This window comes from Sphingomonas sp. RIT328, assembly GCF_000632225.1.
GTDB classification, from domain to species: Bacteria; Pseudomonadota; Alphaproteobacteria; order Sphingomonadales; family Sphingomonadaceae; genus Sphingomonas; species Sphingomonas kyungheensis.
On sequence record NZ_JFYV01000056.1, the window covers coordinates 1 to 12,521 of the forward strand.

The window sequence follows — 12,521 nt, forward strand, 5'->3', positions numbered from 1 at the left end:
CGCCGAAACCGCCGCCGCCGAAGCCGCCCCCGAAATCGCTGCTGCCGCCACCGAAATCGTCGCGCTTGTCGCGACCACGTCCGCCACGATTGCCGCGGCCACCTTTGTCGTAACCCATAACCCTATTCGTCTTCCCGGTTCGCCCGCATCCAATCCGTGACAAGAACCCGTGCGCCGGACGACGAACGCGAGCCCTCGGGCGCGAAACCTATTGCGCCTTGGGAATCGCCATAGCGCAGAAAACAAGTCCCCGCGAATGAAATCGTCGCGTTATTGTCCCATGGCTGCGCGAATATTGCCGCATCGTCGCCGATCCGGCACGCCGTGCCGCACCCGGGCCGGCCTGCCGCGCGCCGACGCTTAATCGTTGAGCATCGCGACGTTGCAGCGTAGGGCGGGCACATGACCGTTCACTTCCACGAGGAAGACCTCCCCGCCGATGTCTTCGCCCCCGGCGCGTCGATCGCCGTCGATACCGAGACGATGGGGCTGATCACGCCGCGCGACCGTCTCTGCGTCGTGCAATTGTCCGATGGCGGGCCGGACGAGCATCTCGTCCGCTTCGGCCCCGACAGCGACTATGCCGCGCCCAACCTCAAGGCGCTGCTCGCCGATCCGGCGCGCGTCAAACTCTACCATTACGGCCGGTTCGACATCGCCGCGCTGCAGCATTACCTCGGCATCGTCGCCGCGCCCGCCTATGACACCAAGATCGCGTCGCGCCTGATCCGCACCTATACCGATCGCCACGGCCTCAAGGAGCTGGTGCGTGAGCTGCTCGGCCAGGAGCTCAGCAAGCAGCAGCAATCGTCTGACTGGGGCTCGCCCGACCTGTCCGACGCGCAGAAGGAATATGCGGCGAGCGACGTGCGCTACCTCCACCGCCTCCAGGCCGAGCTCAACCGGCGGCTGGAGCGCGAGGGGCGGATGGCGATGGCGCAGGCCTGTTTCGACTTCCTGCCAACCCGCGCCGCGCTCGACCTCGCGGGCTGGCCGGAAATCGACATCTTCGCCCATGCGTAGGCGCGTCCGGTGAGCGCGACGGCGCGCCCGATCCGCTCGGCGCGGCAGCGTTGGGCCGCGCCCGGCGGCCGGCAGGACCGGATCGTCACGTTGCTCAACACCGGACTGCCGATCGGCATCGGCGTGCTCGCCGCCTTTCTGGTGCTTGCCCCGCTCACCGCCGCCAACGAAGTCTCGTTCGTACTCGACAAGAACAAGGTCGAGGTCGCCAAGGAGCGGCTGAAGCTGCAGGCGGCGACCTATCGCGGGCAGGACGACAAGGGCCAGGCCTTCGCGCTCAACGCCGGCAGCGCCGTGCAGCAGAGCAGCAGCGTGCCGATCGTCCAGATCAAGGGCATGACCGCCGATCTCGCGCTCGCCGACGGGCCGGCGACGCTGCGCGCCGATCAGGGTCGCTACGACCTCAACACCGAACAGATGAAGGTCGACGGCCCGATCGCGGTGCGCGCCGCCAACGGCTATCGCATCGACACCAGCGATGCGACGGTCGATCTCAAGGCCAAGACGATGCGCAGCGACGGCAAGGTCACCGGCACCGTGCCGCAGGGCACGTTCAGCGCCGATCGGCTGAGCGCCGATCTCGACGGCCGCACCGTCCGCCTGAGCGGCAATGCCCGCTTGCGGATCGTGCCGCGAAAGACGAAATAGCCGGCCATGCGCAAGCCCTTCCCCGCCGCTCCGGTCGTCGCCTTGTCCCTGGTCGCGGCGTCGTTCGCCACGCCGCTGGCGGCGCAGAGCGCGCACAATTCGAACGCGCCGATCGATTTCGGCGCCGATACGATCGAGTTGCAGGACAAGCAGCACCGCACCATCCTGACCGGCAACGTCGCGGTCAAGCAGGCGGAAATGACGCTCAACGCCGCCCGGATGACGGTGGCGACGACCGGCGCGATCATCGGCGGCAGCCCGCAGGTGTCGCGGATCGACGCCTCGGGCGGCGTCGTCGTCCGTCGCCCCGATCAGACGGGCAAGAGCCAATATGCGATCTACGACCTCAACCGTCGCGTCATCACCATGCTCGGCGCGGTGACGCTGACGCAGGGCGGCAATACGGTGAACGGCGGCCGCCTGACGATCAATCTCGATACCGGTCGCGCGGTGATCGACGGCAATTCCGTCCGCGGCGCGGGCGGCGCCGCTCCCGGCGCGACCACCACCACCGCGCCGAGCGGCCGCGTCACCGGCACCTTCTCGGTCCCTAAGCGCAACTGATCGCAAGCCTTCCCGTCCGGCGCGCGCGGGGCACGCACCCGCGCCGGGTGCGCCGGCCGCGACCTAAAGGGTCTTCCCTCGCGCGTCGCGGCGCGCCATGACGCGGCGGCTATGCACGAAGCCTGCCAAGGCTTTGCTAACTCTTTGATGCGAGGCATCGAGTCGATGGACATGGACGCCGCCGTTACCGACCTGCACAGAGCCGAAGCGATCCACGAGCCGCCTGCCAATCGCGGCCTGCAGGCGATCTCGATCGCCAAATCCTATGACAAGCGCGTCGTCCTCACCGACGTGTCGGTCTCGGTCGATCGCGGCGAGGTGGTCGGGCTGCTCGGCCCCAACGGGGCCGGCAAGACGACCTGCTTCTATTCGGTGATGGGCCTCGTCAAACCCGATTCGGGCCGCATCATGCTCGACGGCGAGGATATCACCCGCCTGCCGATGTACCGCCGCGCGATCCTCGGCCTCGGCTATCTGCCGCAGGAGACGAGCATCTTCCGCGGCCTGTCGATCGAGAAGAATATCGGCGCGGTGCTCGAACTGTCCGAGCCCGATCCCGCGGCGCGCACCGCCAAGCTCGACAAATTGCTCGACGAATTCGGCCTCACCCGGCTGCGCGCCAGCCCCGCCATGGCGCTGTCGGGCGGCGAGCGCCGCCGCGCCGAGATCGCTCGCGCGCTCGCCGCCGATCCGTCGATCATGCTGCTCGACGAACCGTTCGCCGGCATCGATCCGATCTCGATCGCCGACATCCGCGATCTGGTGAAGGACCTCAAGCGGCGCGACATCGGCGTGCTGATCACCGACCACAACGTGCGCGAAACGCTCGATATCGTCGATCGCGCCTATATCATCTACGACGGCCGCGTGCTGTTCGCCGGCAGCCCCGAGGAACTCGTCGCCGACGCCAACGTCCGCCGCCTGTACCTCGGCGAGGGCTTTTCGCTGTAACGATGTGGGAGCGGTACGCCCCCATCCCCTCTCCCGGCGGGAGAGGGGCAAGCCACGAAGCGGCGCGGGGTGAGGGCCGGTGCGGAACACGAGCGACGTCTGCGCTCACCCTTGCGCCACCTCCGGCGGCTCCCTCCCCCTGTCATAGGGAGAGGGCAGTATGAGCCTCGCCCCGCGTCTCGACCTCCGCCAGTCGCAGTCGCTGGTGATGACGCCGCAATTGCAGCAGGCGATCAAGCTGCTCGCGCTCTCCAACCTCGAGATCGAGGGGTTCATCGCCGAGGAGGTCGAGAAGAATCCGCTGCTCGAGGCGGCGCAGACCGATGAGGTCGTCCGCCCCGAACGCGTCGAGCGCGACGAACCCGCCGGCGCCGACGAGCTGGTCGGTGGCACGGTTACCGCCGATCCACTCGACGTCGATTACGCCACCGAAAGCCATCAGCAGGACAGCGTCGCCGATGGTGGCGGCGGCTTCGACGGCGCGCTGTCGGCGACCGGCGGCAGCGGCGGGGCGGGCGGCGAGGACGCGCCCGACTTCGATTCCTTCGCGCAGAAGGATGCGACGCTTGCCGACCATCTGCTCGCACAGGCGGGCGCGGTGGTCGACGCCGCCGACTGGTTCATCGCCCAGCATCTCATCGACCAGCTCGACGAGGCGGGCTATCTCACCGTGCCGCTGCTCGACATCGCGACGCGGCTCGGCGCCCCGCTGGCGCGCGTCGAGCAGGTGCTGGCGCAGATCCAGACGCTCGACCCGACCGGCGTCGGCGCGCGCAACCTCGCCGAATGTCTCACGCTCCAGGCGCGCGAGGCGGATCGCTACGATCCGTGCATGGCGCGGCTGCTCGACCATCTCGACCTGCTCGCGCGCGGCGATCTCGCCCGGCTCAAGCGGATCTGCGGCGTCGACGACGAGGATATGGCGGACATGATCCGCGAATTGCGCGGCTATGATCCCAAGCCCGGCTGCCGCTACGGCGGCGAGCCCGCGCTCGGCGTCGTCCCCGACCTGTTCGTGATGCGCACCAAGGCCGGCTGGGGGATCGAACTCAACGCCGCGACGCTGCCGCGCGTGCTGGTCAACCGCCGCTATTATCACGAGCTCAGCCATGGCGCGCAGGACAAGGCGGGCAAGGCGTGGCTGTCCGATGCGCTCGCCTCGGCCAATTGGCTGATCAAGGCGCTCGACCAGCGTCAGCGCACGATCGTCAAGGTCGCCACCGAGATCGTCAAACAGCAGGAGGCCTTCTTCCTCCACGGCGTCTCCCACCTGCGCCCGATGACCCTCGCCCGCGTCGCCGAGGCGATCGAGATGCACGAATCGACGGTCAGCCGCGTCACCAGCAACAAATATCTGAGCTGCGCGCGCGGCGTGTTCGAGCTCAAATATTTCTTCACCTCGGCGATCCAGGCCGCGGACGGCGGCGATGCGGTGTCGGCGGAGGCGGTGAAGAGCGCGATCCGCGCGCTGATCGCCGGCGAGGGCGCGAAGATCCTGTCCGACGATACGTTGGTCGAGCTGCTTCAGGCCAAGGGTTTCGACATCGCGCGCCGAACCGTCGCCAAATATCGCGAGGCGATGGGGATCGGCAGCTCGGTGCAGCGCCGGCGGGCGAAGGCGCTTCAGGGATCGGATTGACGGTCATCGCGCGCGACGATCGCTCCCTCAGTCATCCTCATCCTCAAACCCCACCAGCGCGAGGGCCCGCGCCTTGATCTGACGTTGCTGACACCAATGGACCAGCGCCTCCTCGCGGCCGTGCGTCACCCACACCTCGCGCGGCGCGATCTCGGCAAGCGTCTCGGTCAGTTCGTCCCAGTCGGCGTGATCGGACAGGATCAGCGGCAGCTCGACATTCTTCTGGCGCGCGCGCTGGCGCACGCGCATCCAGCCGCTCGCCATCGCGGTGATCGGGTCGGGCAGTCGCCGCGACCAGCGATCGTTGAGCGCGCCGGGCGGGCACATCACGACATGCCCGGCCATCTCCGCCTTGCTCGCCCCCGCGACGGCGCGCAATTCGCCGAGCCGGACGCCATGTTCGACATACAGGTCGCACAAGCGCTGCAACGCGCCGTGCAGATAGATCGGCGCCTCATGCCCGCGTGCGCGCAATTCGGCGATTACCCGCTGCGCCTTGCCCAGCGCATAGGCGCCGACCAGCACGCAGCGGTCGGGATTGGCGTGCAGCCGCGCGATCAGCTTGTCGATCTCGTCGCCGGTATCGGGGTGGCGGAACACCGGGAGTGCGAAGGTCGCCTCGGTGACGAAGACGTCGCAGGCGACCGGCTCGAACGGCGTGCACGTCGGGTCGGCGCGGCGCTTGTAATCGCCCGAGACGACGACGCGCTCGCCGCGATAGTCGAGCACGATCTGCGCCGAGCCGAGCACATGCCCCGCGGGGACGAAGCCGACCTCGACCTCGCCCATCGTCAGGCTTTCGCCATAAGCGACGGGGTGGCCCGCCTGTTCGCCGTAGCGCGCATCCATGATCGCCAGCGTCTCGGGCGTCGCCCATACCGCGCCATGGCCGCCGCGCGCATGGTCGGCATGGCCATGCGTCACCAGCGCCCGCGCCTCCGGCTCGGACGGGTCGATCCACGCATCGGCGGGGCGCACGTAGATGCCGTGCGGATGCGGTTCCAGCCAGTCGCCCAATCGTGCCATCCGGCTATTACGCGCCAGCATGGCACCGGGTGCCGTCGCGCACGGCCTGACGCTGCTGTCGGGCGACGATCGCCCGATCACCACCCGGCATTCCCCCGCCCCGCCGCGCTCCCTACATAGGCGGCGATGGATCTTCCCCAGCCGCTCGCCCAATGGTTTGCCGCCCGCGGCTGGCGGCCGCGCCGGCATCAGCTCGACATGCTGCGCGAGGGGCGTGCCGGACGGCATGCGCTGCTCGTCGCCACCACCGGCGCGGGCAAGACGCTCGCTGGCTTCCTGCCGACGCTCGCCGAGCTGATCGAGGCGCCGGGCGAGGGGCTGCACACGCTCTACGTCTCGCCGCTCAAGGCGCTGGCGGTCGATATCCAGCGCAACCTCGTCACCCCGATCGACGAGATGGGCCTGTCGCTGCGCGTCGAGACGCGCACCGGCGACACGCCGAGCGACCGCAAGGCGCGCCAGCGCGTCAAGCCGCCGCAGATCCTGCTGACCACGCCCGAATCGCTGTCGCTGCTGCTCAGCTATCCCGACAGCGTCACGATGTTCGAAGGGTTACGGACGATCGTCGTCGACGAGGTCCATGCCTTTGCCACCGGCAAGCGCGGCGACCTGCTGTCGCTGTGCATGGCGCGGCTGCAGCGGATCAGCCCCGGGCTGCGCCGCGTCGCCCTCTCCGCGACGGTCGCCGATACCGACGGCTATCGCGCCTGGCTGGCACCGGACGGCGATATCGATCAGGTCGCGATGGTCCAGGGCGAGGCCGGCGCGGACCCGGATATCGCCATCCTGCTGCCCGAGGATCGGGTGCCGTGGACCGGCCATTCCGGCCGCTACGCCGCCGAACAGGTGATGGCGGAGATCGAGACGCACAAGACCTCGATCATCTTCTGCAACACGCGCAGCCTCGCCGAGCTGATCTTCCAGGATTTGTGGAAGGTCAACACGATGAGCCTGCCGATCGGCGTCCATCACGGCAGCCTCGCGCTGGAAGCCCGGCGCAAGGTGGAAGGCGCGATGGCGTCGGGCCGGCTGCGGGCGCTGGTCGCGACCGCCAGCCTCGATCTCGGCGTCGACTGGGGCGATGTCGACTGCGTCATCCAGATGGGCGCGCCCAAGGGATCGTCGCGGCTGCTCCAGCGGATCGGCCGCGCCAACCACCGGCTCGACGAATCGTCGGAGGCGATCCTCGTCCCCGGCAACCGCTTCGAATATCTTGAAGCGCGCGCCGCGCTCGATGCGGTCGAGGCGGGCGAGCTCGACCCCGACCTGTTCCGCCCCGGTGCGCTCGACGTGCTCGCCCAGCATGTCATGGCGATGGCCTGCGCCGCGCCGTTCGAGGCGGCGGCGCTGCTCAACGAGGTGCGTTCGGCGCTGCCCTATTCGGCGCTGACCGAGGAGACGTTCGAGCGCGTGCTCGGCTTCATCCGCGACGGTGGCTATAGCCTTAAGGCCTATGACCGGTTCAAGCGGCTGACGCAGGAGGCGGACGGGCTGTGGCGGGTCAGTCATCCGCGCTTCGTCACGCAGCACCGGCTCAACGCCGGGATCATCGTCGAGGCGACGATGCTCAACGTCCGCTTCAAGAATGGCCGCAACCTCGGCAAGATCGAGGAAGGCTTCGCCGCGCAGCTCAGCCCCGGCGACACCTTCTTCTTCGCCGGCCTGAGCTGCGAGGTGCAGAAGATCGATACCGAGGATCTGATCGTCCGCGCCTCGTCCAAGCCCGCGCGTATCCCGACCTATGGCGGCAGCCGCATGCCGCTGTCGACCAACCTCGCCGACCGGGTGCGCCGCTTCCTCGCCGACCCGTCCGAATGGCCGCGCTTTCCCAAGGACGTCAGCGACTGGCTGGAGTTCCAGGCGAAGCGCTCGGCACTGCCCCGCCCCGGCCAGCTGCTGGTCGAGACCTTCCCGCGCGAGGGGCGCCATTACATGGTCGCCTACAGCTTCGAGGGCTGGAACGCGCACCAGTCGCTCGGCATGCTGATCACCCGGCGGATGGAGGCGCAGGGGCTCAAGCCCTTGGGCTTCGTCGCCAACGATTATGCGCTCGCGGTCTATGGCATCGACAAGATCACCGATCCCGCCGCCCTGTTCAGCCCCGATATCCTCGAACACGAATTCGTCGACTGGGTGCAGCAGTCGCATCTGCTCAAGCGTGCCTTCCGCGAAGTCGCGGTGATCGGCGGCCTCGTCGAACGCCAGCATCCCGGCAAGCGCAAGACCGGGCGGCAGGTCACCTTCTCGACCGACCTGATCTACGACGTGCTGCGCAAATACGAACCGACGCACCTGCTGCTCCAGGCCGCCTGGGACGATGCGCGGGCGCGGATGACCGACGTCGGCCGCCTCGCCGGCCTGCTCGACCGCGCCGCGGAGACGATGCTGCACGTCGATCTCGACCGGGTGACGCCGCTCGCGGTGCCGGTGCTGACGCTGATCGGGCGCGAGAAGGTATCGACCGGATCGGCCGACGACGCGCTGCTGATCGAGGCGGAAGCGCTGGTGGCGGACGCGATGCGGATCGACTGAGACGGGGCGGAGGTTGCGGGTCCCTCCCGTCCTTCGGCCAGCTCCAGGACTGACGGGAAGGGGAAAGAGGAGGCATACCCCCCACCCCGCTCGCCCTGAGCCTGTCGAAGGGCCTGAGACTCACGCCCTCGCCGCGCTCGGCACCGACGGAGCGGTAATGGGCCTACACCGTCACCTGTTCGCCCAGTTCGAGCACCTTGCCCGGCGGGATCTTGAGGAATTCGGTCGGGTCCGCGGCATTGCGCTGCATGAACATGAAGATTCGGTCCTGCCACAGCGGCATGCCGACATCCGCCTCCGGCTTCAGCGTGTTGCGTCCGATGAAGAAGCTGGTCTTCATCGCCTCCAGGCTGCGCATCTCGGTCTTGCCGCCGACGCCGAGGTCGGCGGGGACGTTGGGCGATTCCATGAAGCCGTAATTGAGCACGACGATCTCGAAATTGTCGTCGAGCCGTTCGCTCGTCCGGCGATGCTCGGCATCGACCACCGGCCGGTCGGTGGTGCGGATGCTCACCACCAGATTGCGCTCGTGCAGCACCTTGTTGTGCTTGAGATTGTGGAGCAGTGCGCCCGGCGCCGAGCGTGGGTTGGCGGTGAGGAACACCGCGGTGCCCGGCACGCGCTCGGGCGGCCGCTTGGCGAGCGCGGCGGCGAGGTCGGCGAGCGGGATGCTCTGCCGCGCCTCGAACGCGCGCACGATGCCCTTGCCGCGCACCCAGGTGTAGATCAGCAGGCCGATCGCCGCCGCGATCACCAGCGGCACCCAGCCGCCCTCGATCACGCGCAGGATGTTGGCGCCGAAGAAGACCAGGTCGAGGCACAGGAACGGCAGGATCGCCGCCAGCGCCCAGGCCCGCTGCCAATGCCAGACGTGGCGCGCGACGAGATAGCCGAGCAACGTCGTCACCACCATCGTGCCGGTCACCGCGATGCCATAGGCCGCCGCCATCGCCGACGAGGTCTTGAACTGGATGATCAGCACCAGCACGCCCACCAGCAGCAGCCAGTTGATCGTCGGCAGATAGATCTGCCCGACGAAATCGGCGGAGGTCTGGCGCAGCTTCATCCGCGGCAGCAGTCCGAGCTGCACCGCCTGCTGGGTGAGCGAGAAGGCGCCGGTGATCACCGCCTGGCTGGCGATGACGGTGGCGAAGCCGGCGAGCACGATCAGCGCGCCGCGCATCGATTCGGGCGCCATCAGGAAGAACCAGTCCTGGTTCTGGAACGGCGTGCCCGCCTGCTGCGCCGCCTCGAGATGCGACAGCGCGAACGCCCCCTGCCCCAGATAGTTGAGCATCAAGGCCGGGAAGACGAGGAACAGCCAGGCGATGCGGATCGGCTTCTTGCCGAAATGGCCCATGTCGGCGGTCAGCGCCTCCGCCCCGGTGACGGTGAGGAACACCGCGCCGAGCACGAACAGCCCGACCGTGCCGTGACTGGCGAGGAAGCGGATGCCATATTGCGGCAGCAGCACGCGGAAGATCGAGGGCTCGTCGGCGATATGCCACAGGCCGAGCCCGCCGATCGTCAGGAACCACAGGATACACACCGGCCCGAACAGCCGCGCGACGATCGCGGTGCCGCGCCGCTGGATAACGAAGAGCGCGACGAGGATCGCGATCGTCAGCGCGCGGATCGTCGCTTCGTCGAAGAATTTGGCGGCGCTCGGGATGGTGCGCAGCCCCTCCATCGCCGACAGCACCGACAGCGAGGGCGTGATGATCGCATCGCCATAGAAGAGCGCCGCGCCCGCCGCACCGAGCACCAGCGCGATCCGGCTGCGCAGGCCGAGCGAGCGCCGCGCCAGCGCCGCCAGCGCAAGCACGCCGCCTTCGCCGTGATTGTCGGCGCGCATCAGGAACAGGACGTATTTGACGGTGACGATCAGCGTCAGCGTCCACAGCGCGAGACTGAGCACGCCGAGAATCTCGCTCGGGTCGATGCCGTCGGCGGCGGATTGCTGCAACGCCTCGCGGAACGCGTAGAGCGGACTGGTCCCGATGTCGCCGAAGACGACGCCGATCGCCCCGATGGTCAGCCCGAGCAGCGCAGGATGCGAAGAACGCTCGGCCACGGGTGCTTCGACAGCGTGCGACATGCGCGCGACTACCCCCTTCAATCCCCTTCCGGCGGAAGGACGGCGCGCTTTACGCCGATTGGAGGGACACGCAAGCGGATTTGCATCGGCTGATACAAGGCCTTGATCCCCTGTCCCATTACGGGCAAGGCGCGGCGATGGTTCCCTTTTCGTTCGGTGGTCACGCGCTTTACGCCCTGCCCGAGGGCGCCTTGCTGTGGCCGGCGCGGCAGGCGCTGCTCGTCGCCGACCTGCATTTCGAAAAGGCGAGCTGGTATGCGGCGCGCGGACAGATGCTGCCGCCCTATGATTCGCTGGCGACGCTCGCCGATCTCGGCCGGCTGGTGCAGGCGACGGGGGCGCGGGAATTGTGGTGCCTCGGCGACAGTTTCCACGACAGCGACGGCTGCGAGCGCCTGCCGCGCGAGGCGCAGCTGCGGCTGCGCACGCTGACCGGCACGCTGCGCTGGACCTGGATCACCGGCAACCACGATCCCGACATCAAGGACCGCTGCGGCGGCGAGACCGCCGACGAGGTGGAGGTCGACGGCCTCGTCCTGCGTCACGAGGCCGATCCGCGCGAGCTGCGCCCCGAAGTGTCGGGCCATTTCCACCCCAAGCTGCGGCTCGCGGTGCGCGGCAAGACGATCGCCCGTCGCTGCTTCGTCGCCACCGAGCGCAAGATCGTCCTGCCCGCCTTCGGCGCGCTGACCGGCGGCCTCGACGTTGACCATCCGGCGCTGACCAAGGCGGTCGGGCGCGGCGCCGAAGCGCTGGTGCCGGTCGAGCAGCGCCTGCTGCGGTTTCCGATCGCCGCCTGACCACGCCGGTCGCGCCATCGGCTGAAGTCCACCGTGGGATCGTTCGGGGCGACTTAGAAGTACCAGCATTCCCGAGCAGGCGGGAATTCAGTGACCAAGCAGAACCGCGCTTGCGGCAGGAAGAACACTGGGCTCCCGCCTCCGCGGGAGCACTGGTCATTCAGTTGCGGCTATTATGAAACATGTTGGCGCAGAGGCGCAGAGTAAAGGCGCACAGTTGGCGCGGCCTTATTAGCTCAGTGCCATCGGATGACGCCGGCACCGCGAACGCAACACTTCTGCGTCTTCAGCGCCTCTGCGCGAACCACCTGGCGCAAGCGAAAGATCGATGCGCCGCCCTTATCGATACAGCGCCGGCAGCCCCGCCTTGAAGGCCGCCACCTTCGGCTTGTCCCAATGGACGATATAGGGGTGGGTCGGATTGCGGTCGTAGAAATTCTGGTGATAGGCCTCGGCCGGATAGAAGCTGCCCTGTTCGATCCGCGTCACGATCGGTGCGCGGAAGCTCTTCGCCGCGGAGAGCTGCGTGATATAGGCGCGCGCGACCGCCGCCTGCTGCGGGCTCTGCGGGAAGATCGCCGACCGATAGCTCGGCCCGCTGTCCGGCCCCTGCCGGTTGAGCTCGGTCGGATCGTGCGCGATGGCGAAATAGACGCGCAGCAGCGTCGCATAGCTGACGACGCGCGGGTCGTAGCTGACCTTGATCGCCTCGGCGTGGCCGGTGCGTTCGGTCGACACCTGGTCGTAGGTCGCGGTACCCGCGCTGCCGCCGGCATAGCCTGCGGTGACCGAGCGCACGCCCTTCACATGTTCGAACACCGCTTCCATGCCCCAGAAGCAGCCGCCGGCGAAGACCGCGGTCTGCGCCCCGGCGCCCGCGGGCACGTCGCGCGCCGCAGCGGGAATCGGCACGACGCGCTCGGCCTCGGCAAAGCCGGTGGAGGCGAGAACGGCGGCGGCGGCGCCGGCGACCGGCAAGAGGATCTTGAGCATATCAGCTAAATGGGGAGCCGCCCGCCGCGCGCCAAGGGCGGGGCGCGGCATGGCTCAGTGCGCCTGGACGATCGGCGACGCCGCGGCGACCGGCGCGACCGGCTGCGCGCTCGCCGGGTGGAGCGTGACGACGCCGACCGCACCGATCGCGAAACCGCCGATGAACTGCCAGAAGAACCGGCTCTTGATTACCTTCTGCATCACGCATGCCTTCGTTGTCGTGCAGGCGGGTCATAAACCCTGCCCA

At 68.4% G+C, this 12,521-nt stretch carries 11 protein-coding genes; 7 read left to right on the forward strand and 4 right to left on the reverse strand.

The features are described from left to right. Nucleotides 1-402: 402 nt before the first annotated feature. From BW41_RS19200 to rpoN, 5 genes are all read left to right on the forward strand, one after another. On the forward strand, nt 403-1,023 hold the full coding sequence (locus BW41_RS19200) for a ribonuclease D (RefSeq protein ID WP_037536786.1): 621 nt from the start codon (nt 403-405) through the stop codon (nt 1,021-1,023). Nucleotides 1,024-1,032: 9 nt separating this feature from the next. Next, nucleotides 1,033-1,671 (forward strand): LPS export ABC transporter periplasmic protein LptC, encoded by a 639-nt coding sequence (lptC, locus tag BW41_RS19205; protein ID WP_037536787.1) that lies wholly within the window; start codon nt 1,033-1,035, stop codon nt 1,669-1,671. A 6-nt stretch (nt 1,672-1,677) separates the two neighbouring features. Further along, nucleotides 1,678-2,235, forward strand: a complete 558-nt coding sequence (locus BW41_RS19210) for an LptA/OstA family protein (protein WP_037536790.1) — start codon at nt 1,678-1,680, stop codon at nt 2,233-2,235. 171 nt (nt 2,236-2,406) lie between these two features. Next, nucleotides 2,407-3,186 (forward strand): LPS export ABC transporter ATP-binding protein, encoded by a 780-nt coding sequence (lptB, locus tag BW41_RS19215; protein ID WP_037536982.1) that lies wholly within the window; start codon nt 2,407-2,409, stop codon nt 3,184-3,186. Nucleotides 3,187-3,346: 160 nt separating this feature from the next. Continuing rightward, entirely contained in the window at nt 3,347-4,825 is a 1,479-nt protein-coding gene (gene rpoN, locus BW41_RS19220) for an RNA polymerase factor sigma-54 (protein WP_037536792.1), read from the forward strand. A 27-nt stretch (nt 4,826-4,852) separates the two neighbouring features. Here the strand turns inward: rpoN and BW41_RS19225 are convergent, their stop codons facing one another. Then, entirely contained in the window at nt 4,853-5,851 is a 999-nt protein-coding gene (locus BW41_RS19225) for a ligase-associated DNA damage response exonuclease (RefSeq protein WP_037536794.1), read from the reverse strand. 126 nt (nt 5,852-5,977) lie between these two features. On the opposite strand from BW41_RS19225, the gene BW41_RS19230 reads away from it, so the two are divergent. After that, nucleotides 5,978-8,383: a ligase-associated DNA damage response DEXH box helicase gene (locus BW41_RS19230; protein WP_081793202.1), complete on the forward strand. Its 2,406-nt coding sequence runs from the start codon at nt 5,978-5,980 to the stop codon at nt 8,381-8,383. A 163-nt stretch (nt 8,384-8,546) separates the two neighbouring features. Here the strand turns inward: BW41_RS19230 and BW41_RS19235 are convergent, their stop codons facing one another. Further along, nucleotides 8,547-10,481 (reverse strand): potassium transporter Kup, encoded by a 1,935-nt coding sequence (locus BW41_RS19235; RefSeq protein ID WP_037536795.1) that lies wholly within the window; start codon nt 10,479-10,481, stop codon nt 8,547-8,549. A gap of 137 nt (nt 10,482-10,618) precedes the next feature. Here BW41_RS19235 and pdeM point away from each other — a divergent pair, with 137 nt between their 5' ends. Then, nucleotides 10,619-11,281 carry a ligase-associated DNA damage response endonuclease PdeM gene (gene pdeM, locus BW41_RS19240; RefSeq protein ID WP_037536798.1) on the forward strand — a complete coding sequence of 221 codons (663 nt, stop codon included), beginning with the start codon at nt 10,619-10,621 and terminating at the stop codon, nt 11,279-11,281. 339 nt (nt 11,282-11,620) lie between these two features. On the opposite strand, the gene msrA is transcribed toward pdeM, so the two are convergent. Both msrA and BW41_RS21675 read right to left on the reverse strand, forming a co-directional pair. After that, the gene (gene msrA / locus BW41_RS19245) at nt 11,621-12,274 is read right to left on the reverse strand and encodes a peptide-methionine (S)-S-oxide reductase MsrA (RefSeq protein WP_037536800.1); all 654 of its coding nucleotides are present in this window, start codon (nt 12,272-12,274) and stop codon (nt 11,621-11,623) included. Nucleotides 12,275-12,328: 54 nt separating this feature from the next. Next, a complete protein-coding gene (locus BW41_RS21675; RefSeq protein WP_200870477.1) occupies nt 12,329-12,475 on the reverse strand; it encodes a hypothetical protein in 147 nt (48 codons plus the stop codon). Nucleotides 12,476-12,521 lie beyond the last annotated feature (46 nt).